We start from the raw sequence: 23182 nt of genomic DNA, 5'->3' as shown, positions 1-23182 counted from the left end.
TAACCATTTTCCTGTCATCATTTTAGCTATACAAAGCAAAAGACCTAAAATTTATTTAAGAAAGCAAGCATCCGCACAAAAAAAGCGAAACACACTCGACGCCACAATTTTAAACAAAAGTGATCTAAATGTTTTTAAATTATCAACCAATTACTATAAAATAAAAGTCATTTTTGAATTATGAGGTACAAATAGAAGATATATCTCCAGAACAAAACAAAATTAAATATGTCTAAAAAAACCAATAAAAAAAAGAGCTAAAATATTAACTGGTAATATTTTAGCCCCTTCGTTTATTTTGTTTTGTATTTCTTTTCGTCTTCTACTTCCTCAAATACAGTACTATCAATATTGTAAAAACTATTATTTGAGTGATTTAATATTAATTCTTGCCTTTTCAAGATTATCACCTTTAACTTCAAGCTGCATGGTACCACTTTGTTTAGTTGATTTTACAAGTACCACCAGTTTCCCGCTGAAAAGCTTCATTTTATTGTCATGAAATATTTCCAATGATGTGGCATCACCATTACATGCTGCTCTGTAAGTTCCGACTCCAGTAACTTTAAATTCCAGTTCATTGACTGCCGTCGGACATGGAATTCCATTTTTATCTACGACCGAAACCGTTACAAAAGAAATATCATCTCCATCAGCTTTTATCGTTTTACGATCTGCTTCAAGCACAATTCTATAGGGATCTCCAGCCGTTTTAATTTCATTTTCTGCCGCCACTTTTCCACTCGAATCAAATGCTACGACTTTTACCGTTCCTGGTTCGTATTTAACATCATTCCACATCAATCTGTAACGATTCTGCGGCGTTGAGTTGTTTTTTTTCTGAACCCCCATACTTTTTCCATTTACAAAAAGCTCGGCGCTGTCATAATTGGTGTAAACGAAAACAGGAGTAACTTCACCTTCTCTTCCTTTCCAGTTCCAATGTGGCAGAATATGAAGCGTTTTATCTTTTGTATTCCATCTGCTTCTGTAAAGATAAAAACGGTCTTTAGGAAGTCCCGCCAAATCTGAAATCCCGAAATAAGAACTTCTTGAAGGCCATTTTTCATCATAAGGCGTTGGTTCTCCTAAATAATCAAAACCAGTCCAGACAAATTCTCCAATAACCCAAGGTTTATCATCCTGAAGCACAAAATCTTCGTCAGGAACATTCGACCAGCTGCAAGCTTCTAAATCATACGAAGAACTTTGAAAATCATCATATTCCTTATTCTTTGCCTGAACAACAGGAAACTTATAAATTCCTCTTGAACTCACTGTTGAAGCTGTTTCTGAACCTAAAATAAGTCCTTGCGGAAATGTTTTATACGCTTCTTCGTAAAGATGCACTCTATAATTTAATCCCGGAATATCGAGTAAAGCTCCAAAGCCAGATTCCATAGTTGCTTTTACCTGATCCATACCAACAGTCACGGGTCTTGTAGCATCTTCACGATGAAAAATATCCTGTAGCCATCTAGCGCGTTTTACCCCTTCAGCGCCCCATTGATCGGGAACCTCGTTTCCAGAACTCCACATTACAATGCAAGGATGATTTCTTGTAGCTCTCACTAAATTGACAATATCTTTTTCAGCATATTCTTCAAAAAAGCGATGATAACCGTTTTGTACTTTGGGTTTTGCCCATTCATCAAAACTTTCTGCCAGAAACATGAATCCCATTTCGTCAGCCAGTTCAAGCTGTTCAAAAGAAGGCATATTATGAGAACTTCTGATTGCGTTGCAACCCATATCTTTTAGAATTGTAAGCTGTCTTCGAAGCGCTGCTTTATTTATAGCCACACCAAGAGGGCCCAAATCATGATGAAGACAAACTCCTTTAAATTTAGTTACTTTACCATTCAGGCTAAATCCTTTATTGGCTTCGTATTTAATAAATCGGATACCAAATTTTATGTTTTGCTCGTCTTTTAATGTTCCGTCTGAAGCATATAATTTGGTTACTGCAGTATACAAATAAGGTGTCTCAGGGCTCCATAAATGAGGTTTAGTCACTTCAATAATTTGATGAAATTTTCCATCTTTCATTTCTGAAGCTTTTTGAGTTGCCACTACTTTATTAGCTGCATCTTTTATTTCGGTAATCATTGACATAGTACTGCCATGAACTTCTGCTTTAATATCAACAACAGCATTATCTCCTTTCATTTCTGGCGTCGTAACAAAAGTCCCCCACTGTTCAAAACTATCCTCTTCTTTTATTACAATGCTAACATTTCTATAAAGTCCAGCTCCTGGATACCATCTTGAAGAAAATGGCATATTAGTCAATTTAACAGCTAATAAATTTTCTGAACCTGCTTTAAGGTCATTCGTAATATCGATATAAAAATAGCTGTAGCCATAACCCCATTCTCCTATCTTTTTTCCGTTTAAGTAAACTTGTGGTTCACTCATAGCACCTTCAAAAATAAGGAGTGCTTTTTTTCCTTTTTTAAACTGCGGAATAGAGAATGTGTTACGATACCAGCCCGTTCCAATATGTGGTAATGACCCGGTACGACCTGTTTTTTCTGTTGGAATTTTTTCTCCGTTTTGTTCAATTGCCGAAACCTGTTTGTCCCATTCTTTGTCAAAAGGTCCGTAAATAGCCCAATCGTGTGGCACACTTACTTTTTCCCATTTAGAAGTATTAAAATCTACAGAAAAAGCTTCTTCTTTTACAGCTGCAGAAAAGCGCCAATTGTCTTTTAAAATAACTGTGGTAGATTGTGACATCATTTTTCCAGATGAAAAAAACAGCAAACTGGAGAATAATATTGACCTAAAAATTAATTTCATTTTCTTTTTTATTTTTTTACCGTTGAGATATTAAGACAATTTAGTGCTATAAAATTTAATATCTTACTGATAAATTTTATTTTTTGATAAAAGTTTTATTCTTTAAAAGCATCCAATGCAGGTGAAGGTTTTCCATCAGAAAGCCATGCATTAAGCTGATAACCGCTCCAGCTTTTTTCACCTTGAGGTTCCCAATAAATAACGCCTAAACCTTTATTATTGGGTACACTTTTCACCGCTTTTATAGTTGCTTCAAGCAGTTCTTTTGTGTTTTGTACTGCTTCGAAATCACCGCCTACTTCTACAACCATAACTTCTTTATTGTAACGTGAAGCCATATCTTTTAGATTATTTTCTAAATCCAAAATGGTGCTTTGGTAATCGGTTTTGATCCAATATGGATAATACGATAAACCAATCACGTCATATTTTACTTTATTTTCGGTTGCTTTATCGAAAAACCATCTGAATTTTTCACTTTTATTTCCTTCATCCAAATGAACAATTACTTTAATTTTTGGATCAATGGCTTTTGTCGCTTCATATCCTTTATCAAGCAATTGTGCTAATTGCTTAAAATTATCTGTACTGCCTTCCGGCCAAAGCATACCGCCTGGAATTTCATTTCCTACCTGAACCCATTCTGGAGTTACTCCTGCTTTTTTCAACAGTTTTAAAACATCATAAGTATGCTGATACACATCGGTCAATAATTCTGGAAAAGAATGTTTTGCCCAAGCCGCAGGTTTATTTTGTTTGCCCGGATCTGCCCAAGAATCGCTGTAATGGAAGTTGATCATAATACGCATTCCCATTTTTTGTGCGCGAACCGCCATCACAACGGTTTCCTCGGGACTGCAGTGTCCGCTGGCTTTATCGTTATTCGGATTTACCCAAACACGCAACCTGATGGTATTGATGCCACGGTCTTTTAATAATTGCAGACAGTCTTTTTGAGAACCGTCTGCATCATAAAATTTATAACCGGTTGCTTCCATTTGTGGTAACCAGCCAATATCTGCTCCTTTTGAAAAGGAATTTTTTTCGCTAATCATTTTTGGTTTACACGAAGTAAAAGCAACACCAATTAGCATTAAAAAAGAAATAGTTTTTAGCGTTTTTTTCATGATTTAGTCTTTACTGAAAGCTTGCATTACGGATAAGGCGTTGTTATCAAAACTATATAAGGCTTGATTTTCAAATGTAGAACCACTAGTCGATTGCGGTCCTTTAAATGCAACCCATTCACCACCCCAATAGGCAAATCCTTGTCCATATTGTGATGTTTTTACGATGTTTTTAATATCCATAACAAATGTTCTCTGTCCAGCAGGAGTTGCAGGATATCCTGGTACCAGCTGATCACTTGTTCCTACGATATTGTTGGTCTGGTCATTGTGCAGTAAAGTAAAAGGATAAGCCGTTTCTGCAATCAGAACTTTTTTACTGAATTTCTTTCCTAAAGCATCAATAGTATTTTTTACTTCATTTAAATCCTTACCGTGCCAAACAGGATAATAAGATAATCCGATATAGTCGTAATCAATACTTTTCATTTTAGTAAAAAACCAATCTGTCCCACCGCCATTTACACCAGCATAATGAATCATTATTTTTGTGTTTGGCGCTTTACTGCGAACCACAGCACTTGCTGCACTTAGTAAATCTATGCATTGCTGTTCGTTACTTATAAGATTTCCTTGTGGCCATAATAAGCCACTATTTATTTCATTTCCTATCTGAATAATATCTGGATTTATTTCTGAAATTATTGTTGACGTATAAGACGTAACTGCCGATTTTAAATCGGTAAAAGATAAATTTTTCCATTCTTCTGGAGTGGTTTGAACTCCTGGATCTGCCCAATCATCAGAATAATGAACTGTAAGCCAAACTCTTAAACCCGCTTGTCTTGCTTTTTGAGCCAATTGTTTTACTTCACTTAAACCTGAGCGTCCGTTTACAGGTTTTTTCCATAAACGAATTCGGACAGTATTACAACCTGCATTTCTTAGCGTTGTAAGCATTCCTTCGGCTTTTCCATTGCTATAGAATTTAGTACCTAAAGCTTCCATTTGCGGAAGAAAAGAAACATCTGAAGCTCTAATAAAAGTATCAGTTGCATCTGGTGGGTTGACAGGCTCTGTATCGGAATTATCGTTACTTGAGCACGAAAACTGAATAGCCGTTATAGCAAGCAACCCAAGAATTTTTATATATTTTTTCATAATAGAAATTGTAATTAATGAGATTTGAATTTAAAACAAGCTTTTTTAATCTAAAGAAGAAGCCTCAAAAAAAGCTGAGGCTTCTCTTATTTTTAATTCAATTATGGCATTGAGATAAACATATAACGGCCATCTAAATCATTAAACCAGATTTCGTATTTCCCTGCCTCAACAAGTATATCTCCACCATTATCTCCCCAGCTTACATCCCAACTATTGTTTGCTCTGAATTTCATTTTTCCTCCTTTTAAAGTTTGAGTAACTTTCCAGATATGAGAATCAAATGCTGATTTTACTAAAGGAACATCTTGAGCCCATCCTGTATCATCGCCTGTTAATACAGATCCAGTAAAAGTAATTGTTGCATACGTTGTCATTGGACCTGTGTAAGGTGTAATTTTGTATGTCAAATCTTCAAGATTAAGTTCAAAACTATAATAACCTGAAGCTGCTGTTGGGAAAACACCTGGATCAGTATCTGCTTCTGTTGCTCTGTATTGTACTTTGGCACCATTTGTTCCATAAGCTGGAGCCCAGAAACCAATTTGTTCAATTAATTTAAAACCATCTTTATTAAAGTAACCTGTATAATAATGTTTTGCATTTTCTTTTGGATCTCTGTAAATCGGCATATTATTGCTCGTTACACTCCAGCCTGCAGCAGTACCAGGTCCCACTAAAAACAAATCTTTTTTAGGCAATTCTCCTCTGTAAGGAGTTACATTGATTGTAATTGGCGTAGAAAGTTTTGGTTCTGAAAGTGTAGTTCCAACCGTAGATTTAATTCTAACATCAATTGTACCTTGCTCTTCAGGAACCAATCCAAGTTCCAGCGCTTTTGCATTAAGTTCTGCGACTGTAATAGAAGCGTGTGTAGAAGTTGAAGAGGTAATATCTACCGGTGCTGCAAACTCAGTATTACTCGCTGCAAACTGTACCGTATAAGTGATTATCGTTGGTGTTCCGTAACTTACTTTTTCCCAAGTAAAGGTAATAGCAGTATTATTTGGAGTTGCTTTATTTAGAATTGTAGAAGAACCGCCTTCTGGAGTTATGATAGCAAAAGCAGCTTCCTGAGGCTCTAAAATCATTAAATTTTCTTCGTTTTCACAAGACCAAAATCCTGTAAGTACAACAACAGCTATAAAAATTTTATATATAAGTTTCATTTTGTGTATCGTTTAAGTTAAAAAAGTTTTAGTAACCTGTGTTTTGAGTTAAATTTCTATTGGCTCCCAACGAACCTTCTGGAATAGGAAAAACACTCATGTAAGAAGGGATTGCGATTCCTTTAGAGGAATTTCCTTTCCATGCCCAATTGTAAGAACCGCCAGTATATTTTCCAAAACGAATTAAATCTTGTCTTCTGTGCGCTTCCCAGTGCAATTCTCGAGCTCTTTCATCAATAAGAAAATCAAGCGTCAACTCACTTAAAGTAATATTTCCAACTGTTGAATTATTATTAGCTCTTTGTCTTAAAGCATTTACATAATTTAATGCTTGAGTAGTTGTTCCGTTTCCACCTCTCAAAGTAGCTTCAGCATACATTAAATACACATCGGCCAATCTGAATAATGGAAAATCGGTATCAGCATAAGTAGAACTGATTCCATTAACTCCAGTAGATGTTTTATTGGAAAACTTCGATAAAATATAACCCTGTGTTTTTACGCCAATATCATCAATATCAATCGATCTTTGTTTTGCTGGATCACCTTGCACACCTTTTCCAATTGTATTTCTAGTGTCTTGACTAAATTTAACACCATCAAATTTTTGAGCAAATTCTTTTCTGATTCTCAGTGCTCCTGTCCAGCCTCCAATTCCAAAATCGGTACCATTGTTTTCCCAAGCACCAATTTGACCGTTGGTCAATACAGTTGTTGCTCCCCAGTTTTGCGAAACTGCTCCATCTGACTGGATTCCGAATATGATTTCTTCAGAAGTATTATTATCAGCTTTAAAATTGTCTAAATATTTCGGTTTCAAAGTATAACCGCCAGCAATGATATCGTTACACATTGTAACACAATCATTAAAACGATTTTCCTGGATATATACTTGAGCATTCAAATACATTTTAGCCAAAATCATGCGCGCCATAGATTGGTCTACTCTTCCGTATTCATTTGTTCTTGCTGCTTTTAAATCTGGTAAAACCGCTTTTAATTCAGTTTCGACATATTCAAACAATTGTTTTCTGTTTACCTCAGGCCCCGTAAAATTTACAGGATCATTTTCGGTATACATTGGCGCTTTCCCAAATAAATCCATCATAGTATAATAAGCATACGCTCTTAAAACACGAACCTCTTGACGGTAAAGTGCTATATCAGCCACTGTTGTCGCATTTGTAATACCTCTTGAACTTAATTTTTCTGGAGTACTCTGGCGTAAAAACTCATTTGCATAAGCCACAGAAACCATAGTTCTACTAAACATTCCTAAAATTACAGGATTTGCAGGTGTCCAAATGTTACGTTGTAATTCTGCCGTTCCACCATCATTTTCATAACTCCAAACCAATTCGTCTGTCGTTAATTCCTGCATGTATAATAAACATCTTGTAAACTGGCTCGTTCCCGCATCTACACCTTCAAGCGAAGAGTTGTCAGGCCCCAAAACACCTGTTAAAGTTAAATTTCCATATACTCCTGCGAATGCTTTTTTGTATCCGTCAGGCGTAGAAAATAATACATCAGAAGAAAGAACATCGTCATCTTTTGAGACAACATTTAAATCATCTGTACAGGACTGAAACATCAGAGTCAATGCAGCTATTGTTATTACTATATATTTTTTCATGTTTGCTGTATTAAAATTTAAGATTAAGACCAAATAGTACTGATCGCTGTCTTGGATAAATCGTTTTGTCTACACCATTATTTGTGATTTCAGGATCCAAACCACTGTATTTGGTAAGTACAAAAACGTTCTGAACTCCCGTTGATACTCTTAACGAAGCTTTGCTGTTTAGCCAGTTCGATAAAGTATAGCCCAACGTAATGTTGTCTAATTTTAAAAATGAAGCATTTTCAATATAAAGATCTGATAATACTACATTTGAAGTAGTCTGAAAATTGGTTTCTAATACCTGAGATGGAATATTACTTAAAACACCTCCATTTTCCATAGCATCATATTGTGCTCTGCTGGCATCTACAGCATTAAAAATTCGGTTACCAATACTTGCACGTAAATTGAATGAAAAGTCAAACTTCTTGTAATTCATATTCGACGCAAATCCAAGTGTAAAATCCGGATCAGGATTATTGTAAATGTATTTATCTGAATCATTTTTGATATTATCGCCATTTAAATCAGCGAATGCACCATCAATTGGTTTTCCTTCATTGTTGTATAATTGTTTGTATACATAGAAAGAATATGGCGTGTAGCCTTCTCTAAAAATTTGCCCTGGAGTTCCTGTTCCCGCAATATTATCTCCTAAAAAGATATCGGTTCCATTTACTAGATTTTTGATTCTTCTTTCGAATTTGGCGATATTAAAGTTCATGTTCCAGTTAAAATTTTCTGTTCTAATGGCATTCGCATTAAGCGTAAACTCTACTCCTTTTGTGGTAAAACTTCCAACATTTTGATAAACACGGTTAGAAAAGTTACTACCGTCAGATATTGCTGCGTTTACTAATAAATCTTTAGATTCTTTATAATAAACATCAAGTCCAGCAGCTAAGCGATTGTCTAAAAATCCGAAATCAAGACCCGCATTGTATGAAGTGGTTTCCTCCCATTTTAAATTGTTTGTTCTTTTTGAAGGAAGTGCAACAGCTACAGGACTTGCTCCAAAATAATATTCGGAATTTCCACTTCCAACTTGGTATTTCTGCAAGTATCCATTTGGCTCAGGAATATCTTGTTGTCCTGTTATACCATAACTTAATCTTAATTTTAAGTCAGATAACACGGTGCTCTCTTTAAAGAAATCTTCTTTGATTTTCCATGCAAAAGCTACAGAAGGGAAATTTCCCCAACGGTTTGCTTCTTCAAATCTTGAAGAACCATCTCTTCTGTAAGACAGCGTTAATAAATATTTATCTCTAAAATTCAAGTTTGTTCTGGCAAAAAATCCTAACAAAACAACATCTGTATCCAAAGTAGTTTCAGGAAATGTCGATGGCAAATCGGGATTTAAGATATTACCTGTTTCAAATTTTGAGCTTTGAAATTTTTGATACGAATAACCACCCGTCATTTCAAAATTCAATGATTTAAACGTTTTGTTATAAACCAAATAAGTGTCTAATAATTTATTTCTTCTAGTTTGTTCCGTATATTCATTTGTACCATACGGAATATTGTTGTTGGATGGAGCAGAACCTGCATCAGCTCCTACTAATCTTCTTCTGTCTCCATTCGATTCATCAAAACCAACATTTACAACCGCTCTTAAAGCAGGCAAAAAGTGGAATTTATAATCGATTTCAAAATTTCCAAAAATTCTGTCGTTCGTTCCTCTATCATTTGTATTCAACAATTGCGCAACAGGATTTCTTGCTGCAGTCGAAACTAACGGATAATTACCGTTTGAATCTACTCCTGTCGTATATTCAAAATAACCTCCGTAAGGCGCTCCTTCCACTTTTATTGGCTGTGTTGGGTCAAAACCGATAGCAGCTCCTTCAACAGCATCAGTAAATCGGTTAATCTCGTTTGTGTAATTAGCCGAAAGCCTCATTTTTAAATGATTGTCCAAGAACGTTGGATTCATTACTAAACCAACGGTGTTTCTTTTAAAATTATTCGTCAAGCGTAATCCTTGCTGATCTGTATTTCCAAGTGTTAAACTGGTTGGAATAATATTGAACAAGCTTCCTCTAACGGCTAAACTTTGATCTACTGTTCCAGTATTTCTATAAATTGCTTTTTGCCAGTCTGTATTTGCTGTTCCTAGTTTATCCAAATCATCGCTTCTTCTGTCTGCAATTACACTTCTAAATTCGTCAGCACTGAAAACATCAACGGTTTTAGTCAGCGAACCTGCAGCATATTGCACATTGTAATCTACAGACAATGTTTTACTTCCTTTTTTAGTCGTAATAATAATTACACCATTTGAAGCACGAGAACCATAAATTGCCGAAGCCGATGCATCTTTTAAAACCGTGATTGATTCAACCGTTGCTGGGTTCAATGAGGCTAAAAACGAAGAAGAACCTGTATTGGTCGCATTATCAAGAGGCAATCCGTCAATTACAATAAGTGGATCATTACTAGCAAAAAGTGAACTTCCTCCTCGAATTCTAATTTGAGAGCTGGAACCTGGAGCACCAGTTGAATTTACTGTTAGACCTGCCACTCTTCCGTTAAGCAGATTTTCTGTTGTAATATTATTTCCTTTGTTAAAGTCTTTTGTAGTAAGTGCTGTAACAGATCCTGTAGCGTCTTTCTTTTTAACGCTTCCATATCCTACCTGTACAACCACTTCTTTCAGCTGATTTGTATCTTCTTCAAGATATACGGTTACATTTTTCTGCCCGCCAACTGCAATAGTTTGATTGACATAACCAGTAAAGGAAACGGCAATTTGACTATCTGATTTTACTCCAGATAATTGAAATTTCCCATCAAAGTCAGTAGAGGTGCTGCTATTGACACCTAATACTTTTATGTTCGCTCCCGGTATGGGCTGTTTGGAACCCTTTTCCAAGACGACACCGCTGATTGTGTTCTGAGCGAAAACACAAAAAGGAAGCAAGAGTAATAAAAGTAAAAATTTAGTTTTAATCCTTTTCATACTTTTTTAATTGGTTTGGTTTAAGTTAGTTTTTGTTCATTCAGTTTAGGTCGAAAAAAGATAGCAGGAAATAAACCTAAAGAAACAAGGTTTAGTTTTACACTAATTGTTTCTTAGAATTATAAACTGTTTTCTTTTTAAAATAAGTGTAATCTTTTCTTTAGAATGAGGATAGGTTTCCTCTGTAAAGTTTAATTGGAGTGCTGGTCATTTTTAAATTGTTTTTGGTTAAGATAATTAGTTAGATGTTTTTGCTGACTTGCTTTAATCAAAAAATAAAATACAATTATTTAATCGTTATAGCTTGTCAACTCACATTGCAAATTAAGGATACAGCGCGTTTTAAATACAGGGAAAAATTCATTTATAAAAGGGGACAATTTCGTAAAAGCATAAATAGAATGCCTTATAAAAACAGATTCTTCATTTTTTTGGTCTAAAAAAAATAACAAAACAAAAAAATAGTCATTAAAACAATCGATTTAATAATCCCTTCGATTATGGTTTTCAAACTGTATAGTTTCAAAAAAGAAGCAGACTTTTATATAGAAAAAAGAGCATAAAAATTTCGGTCAACAATTAATCTAAAAAACAAATGTTACTTTTACACCTTATGCAATAAATTATTATTTTCGCAAAGCATACCGATTTAAGCTATATTCATCTAAAAAGTTGATTCTGCTTTCAGATCACATTCCTTCTATTTTTCGTATATATAAAGAGCAGTAAGCTTAAAAAAAATCTATGAATAAGTTAGTTTTTCTTGTTATCAGTTTTCTTTCAATAAATGCGTTTGGACAGAATTACCCAATAAGACATCTTGACATTTCATCAGGACTTTCTAACAATTCTGTTGCCACCATATATCAAGATCAAAATGGATATATGTGGTTTGGAACTTTTGATGGTCTTAACAGATATGACGGAAACGATTTTAAAATTTACCGCCATATCCATACTGATCCTAATTCTATTCAAGGAAATGCCATAAGCTGCATCGAAGGCGATTATCAAAATAATTTGTGGATAGGAACAACAGCTGGACCTGTTATTTTTAATGCAGAACGCTCTTCGTTTAGTCCATTGAAATATATTGGAATTGACAAAAAAGTCAAACCTTTACAAATTACTGCCTACGAAATCATTGCGGTACATTCTGAAAAAATTATTCTTGTTGCAACAAAAGAAGCAATTGTACTTTATAAAGAAGGCGAAAAAACTGGAACAGCAATACCTTTTAATGGCAAATTAAATTATATAGCCCGCTCCATAGCTTACGATGCAAAGAAAAAAATCTTCTATGTTTTTATAACTGGAACAGGTCTTTGCCAATATGATCTTAAATCAAAAAAATTAACGCTTCTAAACAATAGCATTACAGGTGCAAACTGCATAAAACTGACCAATGAAGGACTTTGGATTGGCTCAGATGAAGGTGCTTACTTATATAATGCAAGTCTCAATAACTATTCTAAAAACTACTTTCAGGAAAAAACAGTAGTTCGTGATTTTTTTAAGCAGGAGAATAGACTTTGGATTGCTACAGACGGTGCGGGTCTTTACACTATTACAAAAAATCAATTTACTCCTATTTCTTATCAGGCAAGCGGCCCTATTTCCTTATTGAACAGTAAATCGCTGTATGATATTTTTGAAAGTAAAAACGGAGAAATGTGGTTTGGAACACTGCGTGGCGGTGTCAGCATGATGGGAAAAAAGCCTCTCTATTTTAATCATTACAAAAGCAAAAATCCACAGACTAATAAAGAGGATGAAGATCCTGCTGCAAACTTCATGCTTTCTTTTTGTGAAGATGAAAAGAAAAGTATCTGGATCGGTACAGATGGTGCTGGAATGCGATACTGGAACAGAAAGCAAAATACCTATGATGTCTACTCTACCACATCATCAGCTGGGAGAAAACTTCAAAGTAATTTTGTTACCAGTATAGTAAGAGATTCTGATAATGCCATTTGGGTCGCGATGTGGAAAGGCGGTGTATGCCGTATTGATCCAAAATCAAAAGCAATTCAGAATTATTCCATTTATAATCAATACACTAAAAAAGCGGAACAAGAATCATGGTTGCTCTTTTTAGATTCAAAAAAAACACTTTGGCTTGCCGTAACTAATGCTGGTGCATTTTATCAATTTGACAGAAAACAGAATAAATTTATCTGTTATAGTAATACTTTACGCGATGTAACTTGTCTTTACGAAACCAAAGACGGCAAAATATGGGGCGGAACATTCAATTCTTTTTTTGAGATAGATGCCAAAACAAAAAAAATTAAAAACTACCATTCTGATTATAACATTAGATGTATAACTGAGGATCAAAATAACAATCTTTGGATTGGCACCGTAGAAGGCGGTCTGCTTTTATTCGATAGAAAAACAGGAAAGACTAAAAAATACACCACTCAAAACGGCCTTCCAAGCAATACGATATTACGTCTTTTAGAAGATAATGAAGGGAATTTATGGATGAGTACATATCATGGAATCTCAAGATTTAATCCAAAGAATAATACTTTCAGAAATTTCGGAACCACTGACGGACTGCAGGGCAATCAATTTAGCTGGAATGCGGGAACAAAACTTTCTACGGGAGAATTTATTTTTGGAGGTATAAATGGATTTAATGTTTTTCATCCGGACAGCATAAAAGATAAAAAAAATACAGGCCGATTTTTATTAAATGATTTGCTGGTAAACAATGAATCTTTACCATTGAACAGTCCTTACATAACTGAAAAAAATCTGGAAATGATCAGCAGTGTCGAGCTTCCTTATGAAAAATCGGCATTAAGTTTTGATTTTGTTTATCTAGATTATGTTAATTCTGAAAAAATCAATACCGCTTATTTTCTCGACGGCTGGGATAAAACCTGGAATTACACTTCAAAAAATAACCGAGCAAATTATTCCCGCCTAACTGAAGGAACGTATGTTTTTAAAGTAAAAACAACCGATGTTTTTGGAAATTGGACGAATGAAGTAACATTGGCAACGGTAACCATCCTTCCGCCTTGGTACAGAACTTGGTGGGCTTATACCTTTTATTTAATTGGTGTAATTGGCGCTATCTACGCTTACGTTGGCTATCACAAAAACAAGGAAAGACTTCGCTACGAAATAAAACTGGCTCGAATGGAGCATACCAAAGACAAAGAACATGCTGAGAAACAATTTTCTATGTTCACTTATATGGCTCATGAATTACGCACTCCTTTGTCTTTGATTATAAATCCGCTTAAAAGTGCAATGGAAAGAAAAAACCGCACTGAAGATGATTTAGATTTAAATCTTGCCTACAAAAATGCGAAGCGATTATTGAGTCTTACAGATCAATTGCTGTTGTTTAGAAAAGCAGAAACCGATCTTGACGAACTCAAAATTTCCAAGATTAACCTGAATCTGCTTTGTAAAGAAATTTACGAGAGCTTTACACAAATGGCGGCGGTTAAAAATCTAAACTACCAATTTATTGAAAATGAAACAGCAGTTGAAATATATGGAGATTATGAAAAAATAGAAATTACGCTGTTCAATTTAATCTCTAATGCTTTTAAATTTACTCCTAATAAAGGATCAATTACTATTGAAGTAATCGAGAATATTACTGATGTTTCGATAATTATATCGGATACTGGAAGCGGTATCCACGAAAATGATATTGATACTATTTTTGAAAAATTCAAACAAATTCAATCTAAGTCTTCTAATGGTTTTGGAATCGGACTTTATATTGCGAAGTATTTTGTGAAGAAACATCATGGTGAGATCATTTGTAAAAGTAAAGTAGGAAAAGGCACATCGTTCCTAATTACGCTTCCAAAAGGAAACAGTCATTTTACCGAAATGAACATCAACGAAAATCACCCGCACATGTCACCGCTTGTGGGAGAACTTCTTGAAGGAATGCCTGTCGCTCATCAAAATACATACGAAAAAACAATCGAGTCCTCCTATCCAGAAAATCTTCAGTCAGCAATAATCAGCACTAAAAAAACACTGCTGATTGTGGAAGACAATCCTGAAATGAATCATTATCTGGTGCAGCTTTTCTCTAAAAATTATGTTGTTTACGCTGCAGCTAATGGTATTGACGGATTAAAATTGGTAGAAAAACATACGCCAGATATTGTATTAAGCGACATTTCTATGGAAGGTATGAACGGATTGGATTTGTGCAAAAAAATCAAGCAAAATGACGATTTAAGCCATATTCCAGTAATACTTCTTACAGCAACAACGAGTAACGATATTCATTTGCAGAGTATTACAGAAGGCGCTGATGATTATGTTACTAAACCATTCGACAGTGATATACTTTTAGCAAGAGTAGATTCGGTTCTTCGAAACAGAGGGCAATTGCGCAAATACTTCTTAGACAGCATTACACTTCGTGAAAACGGAAATAAAGTTCCAACTGAATACAAAGAATTCCTGGATAAATGTATCGAAATTGTTGAAGCCAATCTTGAAAACAGCGAATTCAATTTAAAGAGTTTCTCTGCCGAAATGGGAATGAGCCATTCCAGTCTTTATAAGAAGATTAAAGCAATTTCGGGACAAACCGTAAATGTTTTTATCCGATCTATCAGAATACGCAGAGCCGCTGTAATTATGCTTACTGAAAATATTAATATAGCTCAAGTTGGCCCTCAGGTTGGTATCGAAGATCAGCGCTATTTCCGTCAGCAGTTTATAAAATTGTTTGGAATGAAACCTTCAGAGTATATCAAAAAATATCGCAATTCTTTTAACAAGGATTTAAACATCATTCAGAAAAGAGATACAGACAATTAGTAAAAAACATCATTTTACTTCTGTTAAAAATCAGACAATTAAGTTTATAATACTAATTCATAAAAGATAAATCATCTACATAACAAAAAGCTCCAGCTTTTCCGTCAGCCAAAAAACCAATCTCTACCTTTCCCCCTTTTACAACGATGTTTGAAATGGTAATGGTTTTCCACGCTGCGTTTTGTTCTTTAATAACATAGGAAAATCTTTTGTTGCCACTGACTGCATACATTTCTAAATTCTTAAAATCAGCGCTGTTTATTATTTTGCCAGAAAGTGTATAAACACCGTCTTTCAGTTTTACGAATGGCGAAGAAGCAATAGTTTGAAAAATCTTTCTTTTAAAATCTATTTTATCACTGATTTCAAGACTTTTCTCTCCAATTACCGTTTTTCGTTCTTCTTCGGTATTAAAGTGATTTAAAACTGGTGAAATTGAATCTAACGAAATCTTATTGCCTTGAATTACTTCAGAAAACCAGCCCGTCAGCTGAATTTGGACAGGTTTTACAGGACTCGGAATATGTCTGCGGTCGGCTTCGAAACTTGGATTTTTGATGTAATTATTATCTTTTGCTACTTCCCATCTTCCTGTTTTCTCTTCTAGATTCCATGAGTTTAAAGAATTAAAATAAGGTGTTGTTCCTTCAAACGAAATGGGACACCATTGGTTATAACCTAATCCGTTTCCAGCAAAATTGGCCCAGCGGTCTCCGCAATAGACTATGGTTTCTTGTTTGCTTCCTTTTACAGAAAAGAAAAATCCAGTTTGCGAGATGTGCGCAAAATCGTCTTCCGTGCCTTTCATTACCTGCATGTCATTTGCAGGAAGATAAGGCCCGTGAATATTGTCGGATACCAAATAATAAGCAAAAGAAGCATCCCAGCCATATATATTCGATGCAAACATATAATATTTGTTCTTGTATTTAAACATGCAGTTTCCTTCACGGCTTTCGCCTTTAAAAACCTCCGTACAATCCAAAAGATTTATTTTTTCGTTTTTGATACCAATTTCAGAAACATAAATTTTATTTCGCCCCCTTCCGTAAGAATAAATTAAATAGGATTTTCCAGTGTCTTCATCTGTAAAAACAGTCTGATCGCCAGTGTTGCTCGTTCCAATCATTTTTTCCATATTGATTTTCTGATGCCATTCAAACTGACCCGTCGGCGAGTCCGAAAGTGTAATCAATACTTCTGAATCGTGCTGTACGAACATCGCATATTTTTTCCATTCCTTGATATAAGCAACTCCCAAACGTCCAACCCATGTTTTGCCGTTTTTATTTACTTTTTCTTTGGTCAAAACATCCCCTTCAAAAGTCCAGTTGACCAAATCTGTAGAGCCGTAACAGGTAACCGACTTGAAAGTTGATGTTGGCAGTGTAACCGCAGGATTATTGCGGTAAACATCTGCTTCTTCATACTGCACGCCATACCAATAATATTTCTGAATACCGCTTATTGGGTCTGTAAATTTAAAAATACCGCCTCCCTGACTGTAAATTGGTTTTCCATCTTTGGTTTTCCAAAAAGAATCATTTTTAATATTCAACAACTGCGCTTCAACAACAGAAGCGTTAAAACAACATATAAAAACTAAAAGTATTTTGAACAGAAGGGTATTGATATTCATCTTTTTAAAATTTAAATCAGTTTTGAGCACTAAAGTTTTTTACATTTTCATGAATGGATTTTTCTCCCTGAACATTCTGAGCTGTTACATTTTTAAGAAAAACATTTTCGACCGGAAGTTCTTTCTGCGCCAAAATTCTTGAAATAAATTTGACGTTTGTAGCTTTTACATTTTCAAGATAAACGTCTTGAATTGGTGTGAGTCTTCTTTCGATTGTTGGAACTAAATTTCGCCATTGGTACAAAACATCGGTTTCAATTCCGAGAATTCCCTCGTCAATTTTTCCTGAAGTTATGTTGGTCATGTGAATATTCTTTACATAACCGCCTCTGCGTTCATTGGTTTTAATGAATAAAAGATGATTGAGTTTGGCGCCATCTACCACTGTGCAATTATCAATAAAAACATTTTCGATACCGCCCGAAAGTTCACTTCCAATAGCAACTAATTGATGACCGTTTTTGACAGTGCAATTTCTCATTACAATATTTTTTGAAGGCGTGTTCAATCTCCAAGCGTCTTGATTACTTCCAGATTTAATCGCAATCGCATCGTCTCCTTGGTCAAAAACACAATTTTCAATCAAAACATTCTGACTCATTTCAGGATCTACACCATCGTTATTATGTCCGTGAGCATAAACATTAAGATTTCGAAGTACCACATCTTTAGACAAAAAAGGATGAATCGTCCAAAACGGACTATTGGTAATCGTCACACCTTCCATCAAAATATTTTCACATCTATTAAACTGAATAAATTGTGGACGGAAATTGGCAGTATCGTTTACCATCTGCCTTTCTTTCATTGGTTTATTGTAAGAAGCCAAATAATACAATCTCTTCAGGCTTTCCATATGCGCTTTAGGTCTTGCAAACCATTGTTTCCAAACATCCATTTTGGCTTTTAATTCGCCTTCTCCTGTAATAGCTATATTTTTACATTGATACGCATAAATCAAAGGCGAATAATTATAACATTCATAACCTTCCCAAGTCGAGCGTACCGCTGGCAGGTAATCTTTTGGGTTTTCTGAAAAAAGCAAAACCGCGCCTTTTTTCAAATGCAGATTTACATTGCTTTTAAAATGAATTTTCTTTGTTAACCATTCTCCTTCCGGAATAATAACTGTTCCGCCACCCGATTTGCTGGCTTTAGCAATAGCTTTACTGATTGCCTCAGAAGTTTTATTTAAATCTCCCACAACAGCACCAAAATCCGTAATCGAAAATTCTTTACAGTTGCTGAAATCAGGAATTTTTATCGCTGGCATTTCAAAAGGTGCTTTTACAGTCACTTCTTTTAAGGTTACGCCTGAATCATTTTTCTTGAACGATACAAAAACAAACGAAATCACTAAAGCCGTACAAAATATTATTTTTTTCATGATTGAATTGATTTTAATCTTATGAACACCCTGTTGGGTGAAATTACTTTTTTCACTTCTATTAAATCAGCTTAGATATAAATCAGCTTTAATCTGTATGAATCTGCGTGAAAAATTTATAAGCAAAAGTATTTCACGCAGATTTTAAAGGATTTCAGCAGATTAAATTAGATTTTTAATTCTTGAATGAAGCTATTTTATTATATTACACCCAAAGGGTTATGAACATTCTTTCTGAATTAACTTTTAAACTATTTCTTTGCTGACACTAACACAATATTTGGTTTTGGAGCAGATTTCATACCTGCACCCATATAAAAGCTGGTATGCGGAGGCTGATTATAGCCAACATTCTGCCATGCAATGCTCAATCTGTACTGCGGATCGTGCATGAGTGTATACTGCCTAATTTGGGTTGGAATAGTGGTAGAATAAATTCGGAGTTCTTTATTGTCTTCCGATCTCAAAATCAATTCCTCACGCCAGTCGCCTAAAATATCTGCCGAAAGTGCCGGTGTCGATTTTGTACCATTATTAGAAACCGCACCATTTGCAGTAAACAAACGGCCTTTTTCATATTTATCGATATAATTCGAATTGAGAATTTCACGCGATGTATCTCCATCCCAATAAATTAAGAAATTAACTGAACTTGGTGCTTTCCCAACAACTTTGCCTTTCATATCATACAAATTTGGAGAACCTGACCACCAGAATTGTGCGCCTTTTCGGGTTGGATCAATATTATCTGCAACACCTCTGCCGACATCTTCATTTAGAGAATCCGTAAATAAAACTTTTCCATCGGCAGCGGCAAAAATAGTAACCCCAGGCCCTTTTGTGCCATTTTCAATTTCATGAATTCCAAAAACTTCTAGACCTGGACGATCAGGATCTAAATCTGAAACATGAATGGCATCTCCATGTCTAAAACCCGTTGTGTACAAACCTTTTCCGTTATCATCAACACACATTGAACCATAAATAATTTCATCTTTGCCATCATTATCTACATCAGTAACGGTAAGATTATGATTTCCCATTCCCGAATAAGGATTTTCAGAATCTTTACTATCAAAAACCCATCTCGAAGTTAGTTTTTGATCTTTAAAATCCCATGCTGCCAAAACTGTCCTTCCATAATAACCACGACACATTACAACGCTTGGATGAATTCCGTCAAGATAAGCAACACAAGCCAAAAAACGATCCATACGGTTTCCTTTAGTATCATTTCCACCGCTTCCGCCATGTCCTCCCCAGCCCGCCAAACCGCCTCTTTCAGCAATATAATCGACTGTTGTAATTAGTTTTCCTGTTTTTCCGTTAAAGACAGAAAGATATTCAGGACCTTTTAAAATTTTTCCAAAAGTTGCTGAATTTGGATCTCGATCAACCCAGTCTTTTGATGCATCTCCTACAACATTATTTTGACTGTCTCTAGTTCCGTCAGCTGTTTTACAAACAAACTCTGAAATTCCGTCGCCATCCAAATCGTACACCATAAACTGCGTGTAATGTGCGCCTTCGCGAATGTTCTTTCCTAAATTGATTTCCCATAAAAATTTACCTTCCAAAGTATAGGCTTGAAAAACAGGAGGATCTGTAATTCCTGTATGTGAATTGTCATGACCTTTTCCTGTCATGTGCACCACAAGATCATACTTTCCGTCTCCGTCTAAATCGCCAACCGAAAGATCATTTGCTGTATAACCTTCAATTGGTTTTAATACAATTGATAAATAATCTTTATCAGGACTTGAAGCCAGAATCGTAAAACTTCCTTTTGCATCAGATTCTTTTCCTTTTAAAACCGTTTTTACAAACCAAGTATTTTCTTCTTTAGCATTCGCTTTGGTATCTACAAAGTTTGTTGCGCCAATAATGGGTTTTTCATTCAATTTTACTGCTTTTTTAGTACCACTTTTACGATATAAATTAAAAGCCAGATCATCTGGATCAGTTCCTAAAACACGCCATCCAATAAAAAACTGATCCTTGTTTTTTACAGCAATAACGCCTCGATCGAGGTTTTCCATTTGCCTTTGTGCAGAAATAGAAACCGTTAAAAATGAAATTATTAATAGAATTATATTTTTCATGATTCATTATTTATTATAAAAATTTCACGCAGATTTAAAATTATTTTGGCAGATTAGTACAGATTTTTTAGGTATTCTTGTCATTCCGAGGAACGAGGAATCTTCGTAAGTGACTCGACAAAGATTGACGATTTATCTTATGGAGTTCCTTGCGGAGATTCCTCGTTCCTCGGAATGACAAGCTAAACTTAAAAACTTAGCATCTCAGAATCTCAGCAACTCAGAATCTTTTTTAAAAAAACTTCTTAAATCCTTCGCTTTTTACTTTCCATGTTCCATCTTTCGGGAAACCCGGATTTTCTTCAGTTGTTCCGTCCCAACCCGCGCACATCATGGCTACTGCTGTCAGTAATCCGCCATTTCCTGGAAGATAAAGTGTTAATCGTTCTGCTTGATAATTATGTCCATTTTTTAAATAGGTATTCGTAGTCACATTCATAAACAAGGCATCAATTGCTTTTTCCGGCATTTGCAGACGTGCAGCAGACATAGCCGTCATTGGGAAATCCCAACCCCAGGTTTTATCCCATGACCAAGTATTCCAAACCAAATCAAAAGTATTTTTCATGATTTTCTTATCCAACAAAGAAGTTTCTGGAAGCATTCCGAAAGTTCCCAAAACGGAAGGATGGTCGGTTTTAAATTCTGGATTGGTATAAGAATCCGTGGCACTTTCTGTCGCCAGATAAACCTGATCTGAAATTGGCAGTGGAGACAATTTAGCTAAAACCGTTTCCCATTTTTCTGGTACTTTTTGGTTTAATTTTTTCTTCCATGCAATTGCCGTTTTCAAAGCCCAATTCCAATACGCCAACTCATAAGTCGGATTAAACGTTTCCATAGCTTTAAAACGTTCCTGCGCCGGAATAACGCCCGGCCCTAAAACATAACGGTCTTTTTTAGCATCATAATTAGCAAACGAAGCCATAAAATCTGCGGTTGCAAAAACTCTTTCGCTGTATAAATCTAAAGTTGCTTTTTCAGGTTTATTGCGATATATTAATTCAGCATAGGTAATAAAATGAGGTTGCTGCCAAATCAGAAACGAACCTACAGATGACGGACTTTCGTTACCATCAGGATCAGTCATTTTCTGCCATCTTGCTCCTTCAAAACCTTGTCTTTTGGCAATATTTTTTGCTTTATCAAAAACTTTCTGATACCACGGAAGGCTTTTTTCTAATAAATCTGCTCTGTTCCAAAGCGCAAAATGAACACCGTGCCACCAATGCATTTCCAAATGCGGTTTTCCATACCAACTGTTATACGTTAAACCCGTTTCTTGCGGAGGCACTTTTCCTGTACATTGCACTTTGGTTAGATACTGCGACAAAATTACTCTGCGTTCCAATTCCTTGGCACGCGGATCTGTGCTTCCAGAAAAATCAACTGCAGCACCACTTTTCCAAAACTGTTCCCAGCCTTTGATACTGCTATTTTCGATAACCAAAAAAGAAGAATTTGAAACTGGTTTTTCCGCTAAAGCGAAAAGACAGCTTAATTCTAATACATCTATATTTGAGGGTTCTAAAACAAAATAATGTTCCCCTGTTTTCTTAATCTGCGCATTTCCTTTCCAGCTTAAACCCACATTATACGAAATGCTGTCCATCACATGTTTTACAACAGCCTGTGTTTTAGATTTTTCTGTCAGAGTGGTTTTATAATCCTGTCTTCCTTCCCATTTTGTTCCCATATCAGCCCAATCTCCTGTCGGAAAAGGAATTCTTAAACTGATTTTCAGTCGTTTTTCTTTCAATAAAGCAGACTTAACTTTTACACCTATCTCATCTTTATCTTGATGTGAAGCAGTATAAACGGTTACAGGAGTTCCTTCAACTTCAAAATAACTTTCAATTTCGCCCGTCCATAAATTCAATTTTTGGGAAATCGCCTTAAGGTCGCTCGGCTTTACAATACTTCCATCTTTTTTAGTGATTTCAAAGCCTAAATTTCCCAATTGCAATAAATGCGGATTCTGTCTGAACCAGTTTACCGCCTCAACTCTTCTCGCTGGTTCCTTAATTTGAACAGTATATGAAATGTCTCTTCCATACTGTTTGTAATCTCTTAAAGTCTCTGAAAACTTATAGCTGTTCACATTTTTATAACTGTCCCAACCCCATTCTGACTGAGTTCCTAACGGAATTCCGTTTTGATACGTTTTTGGAAAAGTCTGAAGTCCTGTTGCATCCACCGTAAAGGCAAAAGCGCCATTCCCGACTGTCAAAGAAGCCAGCGTATCGATTGCCGTAATTTGAACATTATATCGTGTTACCAAGGCTTTTCGGTCTATTTTTTGAGCAAAAAGCGATGCCGAAAATAGGATGGCAATAATTGAAAATTGTTTTTTCATTGGGTTAGTTTTTTGGTTTCTAATTGAAATGAAATTTTAACCGCAAAGCACGCAAGTTTTTTTACTAAACATTACGTTGTAAAACGCAAAGTTCG

General features: G+C 35.3%; 11 protein-coding genes. 1 reads left to right on the top strand and 10 read right to left on the bottom strand.

Translation table 11 applies throughout. The annotated features are described in order from the left end of the window. Positions 1-363: 363 nt before the first annotated feature. The 6 genes from GSY47_RS09435 to GSY47_RS09410 all read right to left on the bottom strand — a co-directional run bounded on the left by GSY47_RS09435 (position 364) and on the right by GSY47_RS09410 (position 10788). Complete coding sequence (locus tag GSY47_RS09435) at positions 364-2802, bottom strand: DUF4982 domain-containing protein (RefSeq protein WP_179005971.1); 2439 nt, start codon at positions 2800-2802, stop codon at positions 364-366. Between the two features lie 95 nt (positions 2803-2897). Then, on the bottom strand, positions 2898-3929 hold the full coding sequence (locus GSY47_RS09430) for a glycoside hydrolase family 53 protein (RefSeq protein WP_246611302.1): 1032 nt from the start codon (positions 3927-3929) through the stop codon (positions 2898-2900). Positions 3930-3932: 3 nt separating this feature from the next. Continuing rightward, a complete protein-coding gene (locus GSY47_RS09425) occupies positions 3933-5030 on the bottom strand; it encodes a glycoside hydrolase family 53 protein (RefSeq protein ID WP_179005970.1) in 1098 nt (365 codons plus the stop codon). A 101-nt stretch (positions 5031-5131) separates the two neighbouring features. After that, complete coding sequence (locus GSY47_RS09420) at positions 5132-6199, bottom strand: SusE domain-containing protein (RefSeq protein ID WP_179005968.1); 1068 nt, start codon at positions 6197-6199, stop codon at positions 5132-5134. A gap of 28 nt (positions 6200-6227) precedes the next feature. Further along, a complete protein-coding gene (locus GSY47_RS09415; protein WP_179005966.1) occupies positions 6228-7835 on the bottom strand; it encodes a RagB/SusD family nutrient uptake outer membrane protein in 1608 nt (535 codons plus the stop codon). 10 nt (positions 7836-7845) lie between these two features. Beyond that, positions 7846-10788 carry a SusC/RagA family TonB-linked outer membrane protein gene (locus tag GSY47_RS09410; protein WP_179005965.1) on the bottom strand — a complete coding sequence of 981 codons (2943 nt, stop codon included), beginning with the start codon at positions 10786-10788 and terminating at the stop codon, positions 7846-7848. A 744-nt stretch (positions 10789-11532) separates the two neighbouring features. On the opposite strand from GSY47_RS09410, the gene GSY47_RS09405 reads away from it, so the two are divergent. After that, positions 11533-15603: a hybrid sensor histidine kinase/response regulator transcription factor gene (locus GSY47_RS09405; protein WP_179005963.1), complete on the top strand. Its 4071-nt coding sequence runs from the start codon at positions 11533-11535 to the stop codon at positions 15601-15603. Between the two features lie 52 nt (positions 15604-15655). Here the strand turns inward: GSY47_RS09405 and GSY47_RS09400 are convergent, their stop codons facing one another. The 4 genes from GSY47_RS09400 to GSY47_RS09385 all read right to left on the bottom strand — a co-directional run bounded on the left by GSY47_RS09400 (position 15656) and on the right by GSY47_RS09385 (position 23087). Beyond that, entirely contained in the window at positions 15656-17242 is a 1587-nt protein-coding gene (locus GSY47_RS09400; RefSeq protein ID WP_219071243.1) for a family 43 glycosylhydrolase, read from the bottom strand. Between the two features lie 16 nt (positions 17243-17258). Continuing rightward, the gene (locus tag GSY47_RS09395) at positions 17259-18629 is read right to left on the bottom strand and encodes a glycoside hydrolase family 28 protein (protein ID WP_179005959.1); all 1371 of its coding nucleotides are present in this window, start codon (positions 18627-18629) and stop codon (positions 17259-17261) included. Positions 18630-18880: 251 nt separating this feature from the next. After that, entirely contained in the window at positions 18881-20731 is a 1851-nt protein-coding gene (locus tag GSY47_RS09390) for a rhamnogalacturonan lyase (protein ID WP_179005957.1), read from the bottom strand. Positions 20732-20963: 232 nt separating this feature from the next. Further along, positions 20964-23087, bottom strand: coding sequence for a hypothetical protein (locus GSY47_RS09385; RefSeq protein WP_179005955.1), 2124 nt, complete (start codon positions 23085-23087; stop codon positions 20964-20966). Positions 23088-23182 lie beyond the last annotated feature (95 nt).

Origin of the sequence: Flavobacterium quisquiliarum (genome assembly GCF_019308285.1) — a bacterium.
Classification (GTDB): domain Bacteria; phylum Bacteroidota; class Bacteroidia; order Flavobacteriales; family Flavobacteriaceae; genus Flavobacterium; species Flavobacterium quisquiliarum.
This window is presented reverse-complemented; position numbering and strand designations above follow the sequence as displayed.

Bases quoted from the DNA above. Each gene is read 5' to 3' on its own strand.
- GSY47_RS09400 (WP_219071243.1), bottom strand. From the start codon at position 17,242: ATGAATATCAATACCCTTCTGTTCAAAATACTTTTAGTTTTTATATGT.
- GSY47_RS09420 (WP_179005968.1), bottom strand. From the start codon at position 6,199: ATGAAACTTATATATAAAATTTTTATAGCTGTTGTTGTACTTACAGGA.
- GSY47_RS09435 (WP_179005971.1), bottom strand. From the start codon at position 2,802: ATGAAATTAATTTTTAGGTCAATATTATTCTCCAGTTTGCTGTTTTTT.
- GSY47_RS09430 (WP_246611302.1), bottom strand. From the start codon at position 3,929: ATGAAAAAAACGCTAAAAACTATTTCTTTTTTAATGCTAATTGGTGTT.
- GSY47_RS09395 (WP_179005959.1), bottom strand. From the start codon at position 18,629: ATGAAAAAAATAATATTTTGTACGGCTTTAGTGATTTCGTTTGTTTTT.
- GSY47_RS09415 (WP_179005966.1), bottom strand. From the start codon at position 7,835: ATGAAAAAATATATAGTAATAACAATAGCTGCATTGACTCTGATGTTT.
- GSY47_RS09385 (WP_179005955.1), bottom strand. From the start codon at position 23,087: ATGAAAAAACAATTTTCAATTATTGCCATCCTATTTTCGGCATCGCTT.
- GSY47_RS09425 (WP_179005970.1), bottom strand. From the start codon at position 5,030: ATGAAAAAATATATAAAAATTCTTGGGTTGCTTGCTATAACGGCTATT.
- GSY47_RS09390 (WP_179005957.1), bottom strand. From the start codon at position 20,731: ATGAAAAATATAATTCTATTAATAATTTCATTTTTAACGGTTTCTATT.
- GSY47_RS09410 (WP_179005965.1), bottom strand. From the start codon at position 10,788: ATGAAAAGGATTAAAACTAAATTTTTACTTTTATTACTCTTGCTTCCT.
- GSY47_RS09405 (WP_179005963.1), top strand. From the start codon at position 11,533: ATGAATAAGTTAGTTTTTCTTGTTATCAGTTTTCTTTCAATAAATGCG.